At 54.0% G+C, this 17,831-nt stretch carries 12 protein-coding genes and 2 pseudogenes; 5 read left to right on the top strand and 9 right to left on the bottom strand.

The window, feature by feature from the left end; all coding sequences use genetic code 11:
- Positions 1-208 precede the first annotated feature (208 nt).
- Positions 209-364, bottom strand: coding sequence for a hypothetical protein (locus BJ917_RS31925; RefSeq protein ID WP_158602489.1), 156 nt, complete (start codon positions 362-364; stop codon positions 209-211).
- Between the two features lie 429 nt (positions 365-793).
- Between BJ917_RS31925 and BJ917_RS23565 the strand changes: the two genes are divergently transcribed.
- From BJ917_RS23565 to BJ917_RS23550, 4 genes are all read left to right on the top strand, one after another.
- Positions 794-1,453: a ThuA domain-containing protein gene (locus BJ917_RS23565; protein ID WP_121104876.1), complete on the top strand. Its 660-nt coding sequence runs from the start codon at positions 794-796 to the stop codon at positions 1,451-1,453.
- A gap of 85 nt (positions 1,454-1,538) precedes the next feature.
- Positions 1,539-3,326, top strand: a complete 1,788-nt coding sequence (locus tag BJ917_RS23560; RefSeq protein ID WP_121104796.1) for a thiamine pyrophosphate-binding protein — start codon at positions 1,539-1,541, stop codon at positions 3,324-3,326.
- A 19-nt stretch (positions 3,327-3,345) separates the two neighbouring features.
- Entirely contained in the window at positions 3,346-4,956 is a 1,611-nt protein-coding gene (locus tag BJ917_RS23555; protein WP_121104794.1) for a GMC oxidoreductase, read from the top strand.
- 83 nt (positions 4,957-5,039) lie between these two features.
- Positions 5,040-6,323, top strand: coding sequence for an MFS transporter (locus BJ917_RS23550; RefSeq protein WP_256658568.1), 1,284 nt, complete (start codon positions 5,040-5,042; stop codon positions 6,321-6,323).
- Positions 6,324-6,487: 164 nt separating this feature from the next.
- Here the strand turns inward: BJ917_RS23550 and treS are convergent, their stop codons facing one another.
- From treS to BJ917_RS23515, 8 genes and pseudogenes are all read right to left on the bottom strand, one after another.
- Positions 6,488-8,554 carry a maltose alpha-D-glucosyltransferase gene (gene treS, locus BJ917_RS23545; RefSeq protein WP_121104792.1) on the bottom strand — a complete coding sequence of 689 codons (2,067 nt, stop codon included), beginning with the start codon at positions 8,552-8,554 and terminating at the stop codon, positions 6,488-6,490.
- A 336-nt stretch (positions 8,555-8,890) separates the two neighbouring features.
- Positions 8,891-9,487: pseudogene (locus tag BJ917_RS23540) on the bottom strand (thiamine pyrophosphate-dependent enzyme); the annotation flags it as partial.
- Between the two features lie 50 nt (positions 9,488-9,537).
- Positions 9,538-10,974, bottom strand: coding sequence for an NAD(P)(+) transhydrogenase (Re/Si-specific) subunit beta (locus BJ917_RS23535; RefSeq protein ID WP_121104790.1), 1,437 nt, complete (start codon positions 10,972-10,974; stop codon positions 9,538-9,540).
- Positions 10,971-11,321, bottom strand: a complete 351-nt coding sequence (locus BJ917_RS23530; RefSeq protein WP_121104788.1) for an NAD(P) transhydrogenase subunit alpha — start codon at positions 11,319-11,321, stop codon at positions 10,971-10,973. The genes BJ917_RS23535 and BJ917_RS23530 overlap by 4 nt, the downstream gene beginning before the upstream one ends.
- Positions 11,322-11,331: 10 nt before the next feature.
- Positions 11,332-12,453, bottom strand: a complete 1,122-nt coding sequence (locus BJ917_RS23525; RefSeq protein ID WP_121104786.1) for a Re/Si-specific NAD(P)(+) transhydrogenase subunit alpha — start codon at positions 12,451-12,453, stop codon at positions 11,332-11,334.
- A gap of 71 nt (positions 12,454-12,524) precedes the next feature.
- A complete protein-coding gene (locus BJ917_RS32855; protein WP_372237756.1) occupies positions 12,525-13,280 on the bottom strand; it encodes a methyl-accepting chemotaxis protein in 756 nt (251 codons plus the stop codon).
- 102 nt (positions 13,281-13,382) lie between these two features.
- Positions 13,383-14,453: pseudogene (locus BJ917_RS32850) on the bottom strand (HAMP domain-containing protein); the annotation flags it as partial.
- Between the two features lie 321 nt (positions 14,454-14,774).
- Positions 14,775-16,268 (bottom strand): CoA-acylating methylmalonate-semialdehyde dehydrogenase, encoded by a 1,494-nt coding sequence (locus BJ917_RS23515; protein WP_121104782.1) that lies wholly within the window; start codon positions 16,266-16,268, stop codon positions 14,775-14,777.
- 268 nt (positions 16,269-16,536) lie between these two features.
- On the opposite strand from BJ917_RS23515, the gene BJ917_RS23510 reads away from it, so the two are divergent.
- Entirely contained in the window at positions 16,537-17,442 is a 906-nt protein-coding gene (locus BJ917_RS23510; RefSeq protein WP_121104873.1) for a LysR family transcriptional regulator, read from the top strand.
- Positions 17,443-17,831 lie beyond the last annotated feature (389 nt).

Raw genomic sequence — 17,831 nt, 5'->3', positions numbered from 1 at the left:
ATAGGAGGACTTCTGCGGCAAGCCTAACACATACGTATAACCTCCGATGAACGGCGATTCAATAATGCGACCTGCGGGCCCCTAGCATGATCAGGAAGCCAGGGATGCGATGCGATAAATCGGCAGATAAAAAGCAAGAATTTCTATATTTTTATCCTTTTAAATCAAATATTTAATCATGCTTACGCTATTCGTAAAGCGTGATTGATCAAGCCATCACATGTAAAAAATTGGCTGTAGATTCAGGACGAATGGTCGCTGCCCTGTTTTTTACAAGGGTATTGACAGCCAGCAACCTGGTGGTATCTTGATCACAAAGGTTATACGTATAACCATCACCAAAAAAAATAATGAGGTGAACCATGGATAGCACTTTGATGCATCACCCAGCCCTCTGGTGTTACGCCGTGGTTAGCTGGACGCCTCGCGCCAAGACGAGTCGCCAGTCACTTTTACTATCAGCTTTTCCTGCCCTTACATTCGGATTTGCATTCGTGAAATCGAGCGCTATCTGGCGTCAGCAAAGTGCAACGTTGCTTTGCTTGATCAAGCTATGGCGCAATCACCGCGCCTCAGGAGAAGCAATGCTCAATACATCCTACAAACTACTCCCATCGCTAGCTCCGGGTACACAGTCAGCAGTTGACTACGCCTCTGCGAAATAACTGCCCAGATTACTTTTATCGCCTACTAAGGTGGTAACGCAGCTTTCTGCGCGCACGCATGGTGAAACTTCGTGCGCGCTTTATAAATGAGCGAAGAACTCACTACTACAGAGAAGTGGAGGTATACCGTGACGCGTGCACTTTATCTTTATGGCGGCTGGCCAGGCCATTTTCCCTATGAAATTGCTGCTTGGGCGCGTGAGCTCTACAAGGAGTTAAACTGGGACGTAGAAGAGTCAACTGACATCTTCACTTTAGATCGAGACCTCAAAGGTTATGATGTCATCATCATCGGCTGGAACAATGCTGTAACTACCGAAACCTTGACGGCATCCCAAGAGCGTCATTTATCTGAAGCGGTAGAAAGCGGTGTAGGCCTCGTTGGTTGGCACGGCGCTGGCGCTGCCTTCCGCGGAAGCCTCAAATACCACTTCATGCTAGGCGGATCCTTCCTGGAACATCCAGCTGGTGAAGGCTATCCCCATCCATACATGGTCAACTTTGTGGACAAAAACCACGAAGTTACTCGAGGTGTGGAAGATTTCGAAGTTCGCTCTGAACAATATTACATGCAGGTGGATCCTAACATCCACGTATTGGCCGAAACGACGTTCGACGGTAATCCCATGCCATGGCTCAAGGGTCATCGCAGTCCAGTAGCATGGGTACGCAACTGGGGTGAAGGTCGAGTGTTCTACCACTCGGTTGGTCATGACACTAGCAATTTGGCAGACCCTAATATTCGCCGCCTAACTAAACAAGGCCTGGAATGGGCTGCCCGCAAGTAAGGAAGTAGAAAGTCGCAGAAACTCAACCCGTCTTATTTGAGGCGGGTGCCCAACATCGTCTTCATAAACTAGGGAGTGCTTTAGCATGCCTAAATTAACAGCCAGTCAGGTTGTTGCTCAAACGCTAAAAAATTATGGCGTTGAGTACGTGGCCGGTATTCCGGGCCACGGTATCTGGACTCTTATGGACGCCTTCTTGGAAGAAGAGTCCAAGTTGAAGTTCATCCAAGTATTCCACGAGCAAAGTGCTGTTCACCTTGCCGATGGTTACTATCGCGTCGCCGGCAAACCGATGGCCGCAGTTACTTCGATCGGTGCGGGCGCAACCAACACCGTGATCGGTATGGCGACGGCGTACACTGACTCCACTAGCTGCATGCTCATCACCGGTGGGCCACCCACTCATATGCGTGGACACGGCCTGCTGCAAGAGTTGGAGCGCTATACCGACAACGACTTTCCGAAGATCGCTGAAGCAGTCTCGAAACGTCACTGGGTCGCAACCCGCACCGAAGAAATGCCGTTCATCATGCACCGTGCGTTCAGCTCTATGCTGACCGGTCGCCCAGGCCCTGTGCACATTGAAATCCCAATGGACGTCCAGGCTGAAGCTGCCGAGGTAACTCTGCATGATCTCGCCCAGCGAATCCCTGTTGGTAAGGTGTTCCCTGACCCAGAGGCTGTAAGGCGTGCTGCTGAAGTGCTGCGCGAAGCCAAACGGCCTGTAATCGTGATTGGTGGTGGCGTCATCACTGGCGAAGCTCACGAAGAAGTTCTTGCCCTGGCTGAAGCTTGGAAGATCCCAGTTGTAACCACCTGGAACGGCAAAGGTGGCTTCCCAGAAGATCACGCTCTGTTTGCAGGCAGCGTTGGTCAGACTGGCACATTGTGTGGTAACACGATTGCATCCTCTGCCGACGTCATCCTTGCAGTTGGCTGCCGCTTTACTGACTGGTCTTCCTCCAGTTATGCCAAGGGCGTTACCTTCTCGATCCCACCAGGTCGGTTGATTCACATTGACATCGACCCGCACGAGATCGGCAAAAACTACCCTGTTGCGGTAGGGATTGTTTCCGACGCCAAATACGCTCTCGCCCACATCGTCGTTGAGCTGTCTAAGGATTCGGTTGATCGAACTGAGTATTTGGCTGATCTCAAGCAGGCTCAGGATGAGTGGGAATCCAAGCTGGCCGGCCGCCGCGATTCCGATCGTTTCCCTTTCACCTCTCAACGCCCACTTGGTGCACTACGCAAGGTATTCCCGCGTGACACCATCGTCGTCGTAGGTTCGGGCAACACTCAGGGCGCTGTTAAGCAGACTTTCCCGGTTTACCAGCCGCGCACCCACCTGACCTCGGGCGGGTTCTCGTCCATGGGTTGGGCTGTGCCGGCAGCTATCGGTGCCAAGCTTGCAGCCCCGAACCAACCCGTCGTTTGTATCTTGGGTGATGGCGACTTCCTGATGAACTCTCAGGAAATCGCTATCTGCAAGACCAATGATATTCCGGTGATTTTCATCATCCAGAACAACGCAGGCTACATGTCCATTCGTGGCGGCCAGCGTAAGCAGACCAGCCGTCACTTGGGCAGTGAGTTCACCACACCTGATGGCGAACCTTACTCGCCTGATTTTGAGGCGCTCGGCAATGCGTTCGGTTTGAAATCCTTCAAGGTCAACAGCAACGAGGAGCTTGAGCCGATTCTGCAAGAGGCCCTGGACTCCAACGTAGCTTGTCTGATCGAAGTTCCAACCGACCGCGACGCAGCTGGCCCTTGGGTACCAGGCTGGTGGGACTTCCCTGTTCCGGAATACATCACTGACGAACGTCAAGATGAATACCGGCAGATCCGCGCTACTGAACAGCATCTGTAAGGTGTGGGGCAGGCATTAAATGAGCAGTGAATTGATACCAACTCATGCAGCGACTGCCCCATTGGAAGGAGCGCCGGTCAGCCGGCGCTTCATCCAGACGGCTCAACCTGATGAGAACGGAAATATCGAATGTGATTTTCTAATTATCGGCTCCGGTATGGGCGGCTCTACTTTTGCTCATGCCTTGGCTCAGAAAGGCATAGACATCCTTATTGTTGAGCGGGGAGATTTTCTCCCGCACGAGGCACAAAACTGGGAAGCAGAAGCAGTATTTGGCCAAGGCCGGTATCGTAACGCCGAACAATGGTTGGACAGGGACAACAAAAGTTTCAGCCCGGGCGTATTTTATTACGTCGGGGGAAATACCAAATTTTATGGAGCCATGCTTCCAAGATTTCGTGAAACTGATTTCAGTGAAGTCAGGCATGCTGAAGGTGTCGCGCCAGGATGGCCCGTTACCTATGCCGAGATGGAGCCTTATTACTGCAAGGCAGAGACGCTCTATAAGGTTCACGGAAACGAAAACCAAGACCCGACAGACCCGTGGCGTTCGGCACCTTATCCATGGCCTGGCCTGAAACATGATCCAGCACTGGAGCAATTGGAGCAGTCGATGCGCCAAGACGGCTTGAAGCCGTTCGCGATGCCAGCTGCAGTAGATTATGGCCCTGACCGAGGTTGCGTGCTGTGCTCTACGTGCGATGGTTATCCTTGCATGCTAGACGCTAAAGCAGATGCTGAAATGTCAGCGCTGCGGCCGGCTTTGCAAACGAATAATGTGAGGCTCCTGACGCGCACGAAAGTCGACAAACTCCTCACCTCGGAAGATGGGCTGCGCGTCACATCCGCCGTAGGCACGCGAGATGGCAAAGCAGTACGGATTACCGCCAAACGCGTTGCTCTAGCATGTGGAGCCGTTAACAGCGCCGCCCTACTCTTTCGTTCTCGTAATCCGCATCACCCCCGTGGATTGGGTAACAGCTCAGACCAACTGGGGCGCAACTACATGGTGCACAACAGTACATTCATGATCGCGGTCGACCCGCGTCGCACCAACAACGTCCGATTCCAGAAGACTTTGGCAATCAACGATTGGTACCACGCAGGCACTGACAACGCTTTTCCGCTGGGAAACGTCCAGATGCTTGGGAAGATCCGGGAGCCGATGGTTACCCCTATGCGGCCTTGGCTACCGAAAACCATCTCGCGATTTATTACAGACCATAGCGTTGACCTGTACCTGACCTCTGAAGACATTCCCACGCAAGACAATCGTGTGGTTTTTGATGAGGAACACAACTCCATCAAGGTTTTCTGGACGCCCAACAACCTTGAGGCACATAAGCGTCTGGTAGAGAAAACCTCAGCAGTTATGCGAAGGGCGGGCTATCCATTCGTGCTCACTGAGCGCATGGGCATCGCTACAAACTCGCACCAGTGCGGTACTGCAGTGATGGGGAACGACCCGCTAAAAAGTGTTGTAGACCGCAACTGCAAGATGCACGACCTCGACAACGTATGGATCGTAGATAGCTCGTCATTCCCATCCTCGGCAGCAGTGAATCCAGCGTTAACGATTGCTGCGAACGCACTCCGGGTTGCGGCGACCATCGCTGAAGGTGAGCAGTAAGCAGTAAGCAGCTGGACTACTTTTTTCCAATAAGAATGGGGCGACACCTATCAATTAGGCACCTCAGCCAGGAAGTTGTACGAATGAATAAAAGAGATAATTCGCTAGTTACACCAAGAATTCGCCGGGCGCGCATTGCGACCTTCGCCGGCTTTATGATGGTCGGCGCCATGATGTACATCTGGTCGACCGGGGTAACTGCTTTCCGTGAGCAGCTCGGTTTAAGTGGAGACGCCGGAGACGTTAACTTCGGCATCATCGCATTCGGCATTGGCTTGGGCAGCGCTGCAGGTTCGTTTCTCGTCGGTAGATTCCTGGACGTATTCGGCTCGAAGACTGTCATCTACGTGACAGCTGTCGGTTACCCATTGTCCATAATCCCCCTAGGGTACTCGACGGGCGTCAGCTTCGCTCTTGGTTGCGGTGTGGTTTTAGGCCTATTGAGAGGGGCGATCGATACCGCGTTCAACACCCATGGTGTTCAGGTGGAAAGGTATTATCGCCGCCCGATCATGTCGGCTTTCCACGCGTTCTACTCCCTCGGCGGATTCCTTTTGGGTATGGTCGGAAGCGCATTCGCTACTCACTTCACGGATAGTGCGCAGATGCCCTTTACCGTGCTCGGGGGGGCAATGGTAGTGGTGGGACTGATTGTCGGTCGTTTTATGCTGGACAAGCACGACATAGCCCCCGAAGCCCCTGTCTCCAAGGAAGATGTACCTGTCTCGCCGCGGAAAACCGCCCCTAATACCAAAGCGATGGTCTTGTTGATGGTAGGCTTTGGTGTGCTTCTGCTGGGCAGCATGGTCGGTGAAGGAGCTATCGCTGACTGGGGACAAGAATACATACGTCGCGTGCTAGATACCCCAATCTCAACAGCTGGTATGGCCGTTTCGGTATTCATCGGCGCTGAATGTGTTGGCCGCTTGATCGGTGATCGCTTGGCGGAGTATTTGGGGGCCTCGCGAATGGTTTTCATCAGCGCGCTGCTCGCAATCGGTGGCCTACTGGTTACCGTTATCGGTCACAGCCAGCTGTTCGGCATGATTGGGTTCGCTATGTTCGGGCTTGGCTTATCCTGTATCGCCCCATTGATGTTATCCAGCGCAGGACGGAAAGATCCACTAAACGCCGGCCGTAACATAGGCATTGTAAATTGCATCGGCTACTCAGGAATGCTCCTCGGCCCAGCAGCCATTGCGACCGTGGTCAATTACTTCGGCATTGAACGGCTACTGTTCTTCCCAATGCTATTGCTTGTACCGCTGGCTATCTTTGGCCCCATTCTCATGCGTAATCAGCTTAAGAAAGGCAAGCAAGGCAAGCAGCAGATAGCTGCACAAAATCCTAGCCGCCAAGCTTCTTGAGAGGGGTGTAGTTCTCGGAAACATTAAAGGGCCTGGTTCGTACTAAAGGCCCTTTTTTTCTTGCTAGATGATGATTTGAAGCTGCGCTTAGGTACAACGGAACGGGCTCACCCTCAGAGAGGCCTCATTCAGCACATCCTCACTGATCAAACGCACTACTACATTTATATCAACGGCGACTGACTTACCACTCGCAGCGCCAAACCTTCGTATGCATCCAACGTAACGGTAAACTCACCGCCTTCGGTCAAATCCCCCTCAACGCGCTCATTGATGATGTCTACCACTGGGCCGGGTGCAATATTGGGAAGATGAATTGTTTCGCTGAATGGATGAGAGCTGAAGTTAAGCGCGGTTATCTGCGTCCCCTTCCCCGCAGGCAACTCGTGAACCATCAGAAGCAAGCCAGGATTTTCGACATCAGGGATCAGGATTTGGCGGCTGGCCGAAATATCGTAAGCACGGCGTACAGCTAGTATTTTTTTAAGCTGAGAAGCGAATGAGTCCGGATCACTCAGTTGGGTGGGTAAGCTACCGTATAAGGTTTTCGGGCGCGGCATTTGACCGGCCGAGAGCTCTGCATCTGGATTGAGATCCACCAAATCATAAGCTCCTCGATGAATCCAGCGTGTGTCACCGTCCCCCATCAAGTGAGCGACATGATCAGGCGGCAATGGCAGAGCACCAACCAAGTCCCATCCCGAGAGTGCAAACACACCCGGCTGCATGGCGTTGTACATCACCAGTAGAAGATGGATTTGGCGAATTCGCTGTACATCCGCCGGGGTAATCGTCTCCAAATCACGAATTCCTAATGCGGCGGTGATGATGCTGACAGTGGTGCAGGAAACGCCATTAGTGACAAATTTCAGGTTGTAGGGAGCGTGCTCTCCTGCAAGACGTTCATACATCTGCTCGCGAATATGCTCACGCAAAATGTTCCCTGGAAAGGTTTGCCCTTGATACAGGAAGGTATCGTGAGCGTGCAAAGTCCAGAAATGCACAAGCTCCAAGGTCAGCTCGTCATGATTTTGCAGTGCATGGATAAGGGACGCGGGATCAATACCGAACACATGCACCTGGCGCAGCATGAGTCGTAAAAACTCCGTATCGCCCATGAGCAATGCATGTTGGTAGGCCGGACGAGTGATGAAGTCATAGGATAGATCCGCTCCTCCATGAGACATTGCGGCAATGTCGTCCACGGTAAGATTCAACTCTTGAAAACTGAACCCCCCGGCCTTGCGAATTGCACCAGAAAGCAATTGGTTACCGGTTATCGATAATGGATGACTCTCCGACCAAGCGGTGCCATCAAGTTTGCGCTCTACACCGAGAAATCCATTGGCATCCAATCGCAGGATTTTCGCACCCATCACATCGATAGCATGAAGCGCATCACCTATGATCATTTGCTGCGCGGCAAAACTGGGATCTAGCCAATTCAGTGACGGTTGCCCTTCCTTAAAGTAATGCAGGTAGACCCAGCGTCGTGGCTTACCATCGACCCCCACCACCACCGGAGTAGCGCTCCAATCAGTTTCCTTCACCCCTGGTTCAAAGAAGATTACGCGCTGTAGCTGACCGACGATGTAGTGCAAATCTCGAAGAGCATCGACCTGCTGCGGGGTTAGATTCTGAGCATCTCGCCCTTCGGCGACATCAGGTAATAGCGGCCAGTCCTCTTCCCGAATTTCCACCATGTGATAGAGACCCGGATAGTCTTCATATGCCATCTCGGCTAAACGGAAGTCAGCTCCCTTGCCAGTATGGGAAGGTATAACGTCATCGATTACTACGGCGTTGTGAGCAGCGGCAATCCGGCTCAGTGCCTGCAGTTGGGCCTCTGTTCCTAAAAGCGGATCAATATCGAAACTGATTCGATCAAAATTGCCGTCAATGGTTAGCGTGTGTTCGGTACCTTTGAGGCCGCCAGATTTTTTAAGCGGGCCATTATGAATACCCTGAATGCCGATGTTCGAAAGCGCATGCCATAAGGTTTCATTCCCCAGCGCTTCGAGCACCGTGCCATTTTCGCTCGTGATAATTGACGCTGGATAGGCCGTGAACCATACAGAGGCAAGTGCGGAGGCGTCTCTGGGTCTGGTATGAGCATACGGCTGCTGCCATAAGCGGCCCTGCCCGGAATAAAGCTTAGACCGCTGCCTGGCAGCGTTAAGCATTGATTGCTGAACCAACCAATTCAGATGTTGTTTCTCTGGCGAAGTCATAGAAAACAATCACCCCATTTGTTGATCAATTTCACTCAGCCAAGCCGCTAGCGTGGCATCGCCCGTTTTTATATGAGCCATGCCATTAGCTTTCGTTGCATTGACCTTAGGATGATTTCAATTGGAAAGGTGAAAACCAGCCGATTTCCATTCCCTGACTCCCCAAAGCGATGGCCGCCAGTACTCCTGCGACTACATTTTTACTTTCACAAGTAACTGTGGTGGGTAGAGGATGACCAGCATGCAGTGGAGCCGAATTTGGGGGGCATACATGCTTTGGTTTCTGTGCCATTGGCCAAGCATTAGCTCACGCAAATGAGCTGATGCTTACGTGGGTCAAAGTGCCAAGCTTCGCTCCCGCAGTTCGACATTGAGGATGCGGTCGTTCTCGGAGTAGTCAACCGGGCAGTCGATCACATGCACTCCCGGCGTCCTGATGCAGTGCTCCAGGAGCGGCAGTAGTCCTTCGGCGCTTCCCACGCGATGGCCGTTGGCACCGTAGGCTTCAGCGTATTTGACGAAGTCCGGGTTGCCGTAGTCCAGGCCGAAGTCGGTGAACCCCATGTTGGCCTGCTTCCAGCGGATCATGCCGTAGCCGTCGTCCCGCAGGACGACCACAGTCAATTTCATGCTCAGGCGAACCGCCGTTTCCAACTCCTGGCTGTTCATCATGAAGCCGCCGTCCCCACACATGGATATCACCGGACGATCCGGGTACACCAGATGTGCGGCCATGGCGGAAGGCAGCGCCGCCCCCATGGTCGCCAACGCGTTGTCCAGCAGCACGGTATTGGGCTTGTGGGCCTTGTAATTGCGGGCAAACCAGATCTTGTAGATGCCATTATCCAGCGCAACGATGCCCTCGGAAGGCAGCACGCGGCGAACGTCTGCCACTAGACGCTGGGGGTAAATCGGGAAGCGATTATCTATAGCAGCTAAGTTAGCGCGGGTGCCATAGAGATGGCCATCCTTGGCCAAGAGCTTTAATCGACAGCTTTGACCATGTCTTCGATGACCTTTTTCGCGTCGCCGAACACCATCATGGTTTTGTCCAGGTAGAACAGTTCGTTGTCCAGGCCGGCATAGCCGCTGGCCATCGAGCGCTTGTTGACGATGATGGTCTTGGCCTTGAACGCTTCGAGGATCGGCATGCCGGCAATCGGCGATTTCGGATCGTTCTTCGCGGCCGGGTTGACCACGTCGTTGGCGCCGAGCACCAGCACCACGTCAGCCTGGCCGAACTCGGAGTTGATGTCGTCCATCTCGAACACCTGGTCGTAAGGCACTTCGGCCTCGGCCAGCAGGACGTTCATGTGGCCTGGCATACGACCGGCAACCGGATGGATCGCGTACTTCACGGTCACGCCGCGATGGGTCAGCTTCTCGGTCAGTTCCTTCAGCGCATGCTGTGCCCGTGCTACAGCCAAGCCGTAACCCGGGACGATGATCACGGTGTCGGCGTTGGTCAGCAGGAAGGTGGCGTCGTCAGCCGAACCGGATTTTACCGGCCGGGCTTCTATCGCGCCTGCAGGGCCACCTGCGTCGGCCGTGTTGCCGAAGCCGCCGAGCAGTACGTTAAAGAAGGAGCGGTTCATCGCCTTGCACATGATGTACGAGAGGATCGCACCGGACGAACCCACCAGCGAACCAGCAATAATCAGCATCGAGTTGTTCAGCGAGAAACCGATACCCGCCGCTGCCCAGCCGGAGTAGCTGTTGAGCATGGACACGACGACCGGCATGTCGGCACCGCCAATCGGGATGATGATCAGCACGCCGAGCACGAAGGCCAGCGCCAACATCAGGCCGAAAGCAACGTAGTCGCCGGTGAGCATGAAGGTCACGCCCAGCGCCAGTGTGGCCAGGCCCAGCAACAGGTTCAGCTTGTGCTGGCCGCCGAACTGTACCGGTGCACCCTGGAACAGGCGGAACTTGTACTTGCCCGCCAATTTGCCGAAGGCAATGACCGAGCCGGAGAAGGTGATCGCACCGATGGCGGCACCGAGGAACAGCTCCAGGCGGTTACCGGCCGGGATTGCGTCACCCAGTTGCTGGACGATGCCCAGCGACTGCGGCTCGACCACGGCAGCCACGGCAATGAACACCGCGGCCAGGCCGATCATGCTGTGCATGAAGGCGACCAGTTCGGGCATCTTGGTCATTTCAACGCGCTTGGCCATGATCGAACCGGCGGTGCCGCCGATCAGCAGGCCGACGATCACGTAGACGATGCCGTCATGGGCCAGCTCGGCGCCCAATTTGTAGATCAGGCCGACCGTAGTGAGGATCGCCAAACCCATGCCGAGCATGCCGAACAGGTTGCCGCGACGCGATGTGGTCGGATGTGAAAGCCCCTTGAGCGCCTGGATGAAGCAGACCGAGGCGATCAAATACAGGGAAGTAACCAGATTCATGCTCATGCTTGCTGCACCTCAGCCTTGATTGCTTCGGCCTTGGCTGCCGGAGCTTTGGCCGCTTTTTTCTTGAACATTTCCAGCATGCGACGGGTCACCAGGAAGCCACCAAACACGTTGACTGCGGCCAGGGCCACGGCCAGGGTGCCCATGGTCTTGCCCAGCGGGGTCACGGTGAGGGCGGCGGCGAGCATGGCGCCGACGATCACGATGGCCGAGATGGCGTTGGTGACCGCCATCAGCGGCGTGTGCAGTGCCGGTGTAACGTTCCAGACCACGTGGTAGCCGACATAGATGGCCAGCACGAAGATGATCAGGTTGTAGATGCCGTGAGAGATCAGCATGTCTTCCATTGTTTTATCCTCAGCCGTTCTTGCGCACGATCTGGCCGTCGCGGCACATCAGGCACGCGGCGACGATATCGTCTTCAAGGTTGATCTCGAACTGGCCTTCTTTGGTGAAGATCAGTTTCATGAAGTCCAGCAGGTTGCGTGCGTACAGCGCCGAAGCGTCAGCCGCCACGGCGCTGGCCAGGTTGGTCGGGCCAACGATGGTCACGCCATTTTCGACGACCACCTGGTCGGCCACGGTCAGCGGGCAGTTACCGCCCTGGGCTGCCGCGAGGTCGATGACCACCGAACCCGGTTTCATCTGGGCCACGGTTTCCGCGCTTAGCAGCGTCGGTGCCTTACGGCCCGGAATCAGTGCAGTGGTGATGACGATGTCCGCCTGCTTGGCACGTTCATGCACGGCCGCAGCCTGGCGCTGCATCCAGCTGGCCGGCATGGGGCGGGCGTAACCGCCGACACCCACGGCGCATTCACGCTCTTCGTCGGTCTCGTAAGGGACGTCGACGAACTTGGCGCCGAGGGATTCGATCTGCTCTTTAACCGCAGGACGCACGTCGGACGCTTCGATCACCGCACCCAGGCGTTTCGCCGTAGCGATGGCCTGCAAGCCGGCTACGCCGGCGCCGAGGATCAGTACGCGCGCCGCTTTCACGGTGCCCGCAGCGGTCATCAGCATCGGCATGAAACGAGGGTAGTAATGAGCGGCCAGCAACACAGCCTTGTAACCGGCGATGTTGGCTTGCGACGACAGCACATCCAGGCTTTGGGCGCGGGAGGTACGCGGCGCGGCTTCCAGGGCAAAGGCGGTAATGCCGCATTCGGCCAGCTTGGCGATGGTTTCATTGCTGAACGGGTTGAGCATGCCCACTACAACGGTGCCACTTTTAATCAGCGCCAGCTCGCTGTCGCTGGGCGCGACCACTTTCAAAATCAGCTCAGCACCAAACGCATCGTTGGCGCTGCCAATGCTTGCGCCTGCCGCTTCATAGGCACTGTCGACAACGCTGGCATTAACGCCGGCGCCGCTTTGTACAGTGACCTTATGACCCTGGCTGATCAGCTTCTTGATGGTTTCCGGCGTAGCAGAAACTCTTGCTTCGCCAGCATGCATCTCTTTAGGAACACCGATTCTCACTTATAACTCCATATTTGAAAGTAATACCAACGCAAGTCGGAGGAGCAAAAAAACCTAATAGAACTTTCTGTTTAAACCCGAAATTGATTCACCAACTGCAACTGCTCACCAGCTAGCGAATTGAGCTGACTACTAATCTGAGCAGACTCAGTCGCCTGCTCAGTGAGCGTCTCGGTTACTTGGCGTATTGCTGCGACATTTCGATTCACTTCTTCGGCGACTAGACTCTGCTCTTCCGCTGCGCTGGCGATCTGAATGTTCATATCGCTAATCACCGTAACTGCCTCTCCAATGCGTCGTAAGGCGTCCATGGCCAAATGTATTTTTGTGGCATTTTCCTGGGCTTTCGCATGGCTCGTGTGCATGCTGTTTACTACGCCACGCGTACCGCTCTGAATGCGTTCGACAACCAAGCGAATTTCTTCCACTGAGTCCTGAGTACGCTGGGCCAAGCCACGGACTTCATCGGCCACAACAGCGAATCCACGACCGCTCTCGCCCGCTCGAGCAGCCTCAATTGCAGCATTGAGGGCCAACAAGTTTGTTTGCTCCGCGATAGCCCGGATGACCTCAAGCACACTCCCGATTTGCTCACTGTTTACGGCGAGATCTTCTACCTGTTTCACTGCGAGACTCACCTCTTCAGCCAGTAAGGTGATGTCCCGTGTGCTGCGCTCGATAATGGTCATCCCGTCTCGGGCAGATTGATCCGCACCTTGGGCAGCATCAGCGGCGCTAGAAGCGCTGGATGCTACCTCTTGGGCTGTAGCACTCATCTCATTCGATGCAGTGGCTACTTGATCGATCTCCCGAAACTGCAATTGCATACCTTCGCTGGTTTGCTTCGCAATTGCAGACGATTGATCCGCAGTTCTCTGAGCTTGGCCGATGCTCTGCTTAATTTGCGCAACCGTGGGCTGAAGCTTGTCCAGGAACCGATTGAACCAACCAGCAAGTACACCTAGCTCATCTTTGCTCTCGTAGGTCAGCCTACGTGTCAAATCACCTTCACCACTTGCGATGTCCTGAAGCATTGCGGCTACCGTATTTATGGGCTTGGTCACGCTAGATGCCATGAGCCATATCAGTATCAACCCCACCACGCCTGCCGCGACGCCGATACAAACGGTGTAGAGGATTCCCTGTGCCTGTGAGGCTTCAAGCGTCGAACGAAGCTTGATCGCGTCCGCCATCAAAACATCACGAGGTACATCCAAAGCGATGGCCCAAGGAGCCACATCAGGTAGTGGACGAACTGGGTACAAAGCTCCCACGGCTTTATCTCGTTCAACGAGTTCAGGATGACCAGCCTGTAACATCTTCATGATCGCTGTGGCGTCACCTGCAATGACTTCACGGGCTTGCTTACCAACGCTTTGCGGATTAGATCCATGTGCAGCCATCACACCTTGAGAAGACACAACGAGCATTTGAGCTTGACCACCGAACAGCTCCCGTTGCCCCGCCACAACGCTTTGTTGAAGCCCTGCAAGTGAAAGGTCGACACCCGCTGCACCGATAATTTTTCCATTGGCGATCAAAGGCACAGAAAGGGTGGCCAGTGTTTGGGTACTACCATTAATCGTGTCCGTATATGGCTCGGTTAGGCATGGACGTCCGCTTTGTACAGAGCACGAATACCAGGCGTTATAGGGTTGTCCGGATGCACCTGGATCGGTGCGGGTGAAGTCGGCCTCGCTATTGAAAGTGAGGCTGTCGCTGCCGCTAAACCGACTCCAGTACGCCGTAAACCGGCCTTTCTCATTGCCTGCGTGCGCAGGGTCATTCGCAAACAAGGCATCACTGCCATCCAACGCATCTGGCTCAAAAGCGGCCCAAACGCCAAGGACGTTGGTATTACGCAGATAGGCGGTTTTTAAGACCTGGATAACGTCTTCTCGAAGTACGGCCGAAGAGCTTGATCGCTGCTGCCAATTTTTGCGTAGGTCGATAATCTGATCGGCAACGGTTGTAGAGAGCACAAGGTTGTCACTGAACATTCGTTGAAGAGCCCCGCCTTTTTCGGCGGCCTTGGCTTGAAGAAGGGAGCGCGCATTTTCAATGATTGTGCGTTGACTAGATTGCCCAACCAACTCGTTGCTGGCGTGGATTTGAAAGACGCTCATTGCGATCATTCCGGCAATAATCGCGAACAGACAGGCTCCTGCAAGCAAAGCGATTTTTGAGCGAATCGACAAGGACTTTGGCATCGTAAAATCTCTATCGGAAAGCACCAAAAAAAAGCCCCAATCGCTTGGGGCTAAAGAGTCTTGAGGTGAGCAAGCCAAGTCACTTCAAGAATTCGTTGTCAGGAGAAAGTCTCAGTTGCTAGGGAAAGCAAACTGAGAGACCTCTTGAACCTTAGCCTTTGGCCAACGTTGGGTGATTGCCTTGCGCTTGGTGTAGAACCGCACACCGTCAGGCCCATAGGCATGCAAGTCGCCAAACAGTGAGCGCTTCCACCCCCCGAAACTGTGGTAAGCAACCGGTACCGGCAATGGCACGTTGACCCCAACCATCCCCACCTCAATCTCATCACAGAAACGGCGAGCGGATTCTCCATCTCGGGTGAAAATGCATGTCCCATTACCGTACTCATGGTCATTGATCAGCTTCATTGCCTCAGACAAATCGCTCACCCGCACGACGCAAAGAACTGGGCCAAAGATCTCGTCTGTGTAGATCGAATGCTCGACCTTTACATGGTCGAACAAGCAGGCACCGACGAAGAAGCCATTCGGATGGCCAGGTATCTCAATACCACGCCCGTCAACGACAAGTTCGGCACCTGCTGCAACACCTTGCTCGATATAGCCAACGACTTTGTTCAGATGAGCTTTGGTAACCAGGGGGCCCATATCCAAACCATTTTGAGTACCCGGGCCTACCTTCAAAGTGTCGATCAGTGGACGCAACTTGGTGATCAATGCATCAGCAACCTGGTCACCAACACACACTGCAACGGAGATGGCCATACACCGTTCACCGCAAGAACCATAAGCAGCCCCCATCAGCGCGTTGGCAGCGTTGTCCAGATCAGCATCCGGCATGATGACCGCATGGTTTTTGGCGCCTCCCAGAGCTTGAACACGCTTACCGCGCTTTGTGCCTTCCGTGTAGATGTACTCAGCAATTGGAGTGGAGCCCACAAAGCTCAATGCCCTGACTTCAGGCGCATCAATCAGCGCATCTACCGCCTGCTTGTCACCATGAACCACGTTCAGAACACCCTTTGGAAGACCTGCTTCGTGAAGGAGCTTGGCGATCAATGTGGTGGAGCTCGGGTCACGCTCAGAAGGTTTTAGGATGAACGTGTTGCCGCAGACGATTGCGAGTGGAAACATCCACAAAGGCACCATCGCCGGGAAGTTGAACGGGGTAATTCCCGCAACCACACCAATAGGTTGAAAGTCAGACCAAGCATCGATGTTAGGGCCGACATTTCGATTGTATTCACCCTTGAGGATCTCAGGAGCGCTACAGGCATATTCAACGTTTTCAATCCCACGCTTGAGCTCGCCAGCAGCGTCTTCAAGAGTCTTGCCGTGTTCTTCGCTGATCAGCTGTGCAATACGTTCTTCATTTGCCTCTAAGAGGCCTTTGAAGCGAAACATCACCTGAGCACGCTTTGCTGGCGGAGTGTTGCGCCATGCTGGGAAAGCAGCAGAAGCAGCGTCGATTGCCAGCTTGACTGTGTCTTGAGAAGCGAGGCCAACGTGTCGAGTTACTGCCCCAGTGGACGGATTGAAAATGTCAGCCACACGTTCGCTTGCGTCGATCATGAAGCCGTTGATGAAGTGGGAAACACGTTCCATGGGAATACCTAAATAGTCAGGAGTTAAGCGTTGGATTTCAGTGCTTCACCAACCGCGTCGAAATCCGACCTAGATCGGTAACATCCCCGTTGAAGATCAGCCCGAACAGGAGCGTGTCGCCACCGAAGCGAACGTAGAAACCTTTACGCCATAGAGCCTGAGATTCATGGCTCAGCTCAATGTTTGGTTAGTGGCGCAGAGCTTGCATTGGTGTGATGCGTTGAATAAATGCGAACGTTTAAACCTTCAGATTCAGGATTTTGAACGCATGAAGACCATTACCTTGAATCAGGTCAGCGACTTTGAATTACGCCTTCTTCGGATCTTCCGGACTGTCGTCCAAAGCGGTAGTTTCACAGGCGCAGAGACCGCCTTGGGTATCAGTCGATCAGCCATTAGCGTCCACATGTCCGATCTCGAAAATAGGTTGGGGCTCCGGCTTTGCCAGCGCGGCAGGAGTGGATTTTCGCTCACCGACGAAGGCCGCCATGTGCTGCAAGCTGGAGAAGCAGTGCTCACGGCAATTGAGAGCTTCCGGACGGAGGTCAATCAATTGCATCGCCAGCTTCGCGGCGAATTGAATGTTGGGATCGTGAACAACCTGGTCACACAGCCTAGGATGAGGATCACTGACGCGCTTAAATGCTTCCAGGCACTGGATGATGTAAAGGTCAACCTGAGCATGAGTACCCCAGGAGATATTGAGCGAGGCTTGTTAGATGGCCGCCTTCACGTTGGGGCGATTCCTCACATATCTCAGCTTTCTGGCCTGGAATACCATGCGCTTTACGATGAACACTGCCACCTCTATTGCAGTAGTGAACATCCTTTGTTCAACTCCCAAGGGGATGAGCTGTCGGCCGCGCTTCCCACCCATCCCACTGTATTGCCGACCTTTCCAGTACCTACCCAAGCCATGGAGTTGCTACAGCAGCTGAACGGTAAAGCCACTGCTAGCGACCGAGAAGGGATCGCGTTTCTCATCTTGACCGGAGGCTATCTTGGCTTCCTACCTGATCACTACGCCGCAGGTTGGGTCAGCAAGGGGCAAATGCGAGCGTTAGACCAAGCCAAGCTAGCCTATGAAACCCCGATTTCTATTGTCGTGCCTAAATCGCGCCGGCCTAGCTTGATCCTCTCTCGCTTCCTTGAAGCCATTGGAGTCACCCAATGACTTTCAGCCGTTAACAATACGAAGCAGTTTCAAGCCCCCCGCTTGCAGGCATGCGAACGGAAGTCGCAATTATGCGACTTTTCCATGGAGAACAAGGCCCCCTCACAGGCGCCTATCGCTTTGAAGCCTAGGCAAATGGCGTACGGAATCTCTTGGCAGAGAACTTGCTTCTATCTTTTCAATACCGAACCTATGAGGTGTTGCCATGCATGCTCTGTCATCAGTAGCGGGTCTGCGCAAAGTGAAGCCGGTGCTCCACGCCGAAGCCCAGATCGTCCACATCACGGTTAGTGACTCACTTCACTCCATTGAATGCCAACCCGCAAGGCTCCCGTGGTGGAAGCTAGCCTTCGAAAAATTAAAGTCTAAAAATGAAAATCTTTTCAGAA

This window comes from Pseudomonas sp. WPR_5_2 (assembly GCF_003634475.1).
Classification (GTDB): Bacteria; Pseudomonadota; Gammaproteobacteria; order Pseudomonadales; family Pseudomonadaceae; genus Aquipseudomonas; species Aquipseudomonas izuensis.
Note: the sequence above shows the minus strand (reverse complement) of the source record. Positions and strands in the feature narration are given on the sequence as shown.

Bases quoted from the DNA above. Each gene is read 5' to 3' on its own strand.
- treS (WP_121104792.1), bottom strand. From the start codon at position 8,554: ATGACTTCGCCAGAGAAACAACATCTGAATTGGTTGGTTCAGCAATCA.
- BJ917_RS23550 (WP_256658568.1), top strand. From the start codon at position 5,040: ATGAATAAAAGAGATAATTCGCTAGTTACACCAAGAATTCGCCGGGCG.
- BJ917_RS23530 (WP_121104788.1), bottom strand. From the start codon at position 11,321: ATGGAAGACATGCTGATCTCTCACGGCATCTACAACCTGATCATCTTC.
- BJ917_RS32855 (WP_372237756.1), bottom strand. From the start codon at position 13,280: ATGCAATTGCAGTTTCGGGAGATCGATCAAGTAGCCACTGCATCGAAT.
- BJ917_RS23555 (WP_121104794.1), top strand. From the start codon at position 3,346: ATGAGCAGTGAATTGATACCAACTCATGCAGCGACTGCCCCATTGGAA.
- BJ917_RS23515 (WP_121104782.1), bottom strand. From the start codon at position 16,268: ATGGAACGTGTTTCCCACTTCATCAACGGCTTCATGATCGACGCAAGC.
- BJ917_RS23560 (WP_121104796.1), top strand. From the start codon at position 1,539: ATGCCTAAATTAACAGCCAGTCAGGTTGTTGCTCAAACGCTAAAAAAT.
- BJ917_RS31925 (WP_158602489.1), bottom strand. From the start codon at position 364: ATGGTTCACCTCATTATTTTTTTTGGTGATGGTTATACGTATAACCTT.
- BJ917_RS23510 (WP_121104873.1), top strand. From the start codon at position 16,537: ATGAAGACCATTACCTTGAATCAGGTCAGCGACTTTGAATTACGCCTT.
- BJ917_RS23535 (WP_121104790.1), bottom strand. From the start codon at position 10,974: ATGAGCATGAATCTGGTTACTTCCCTGTATTTGATCGCCTCGGTCTGC.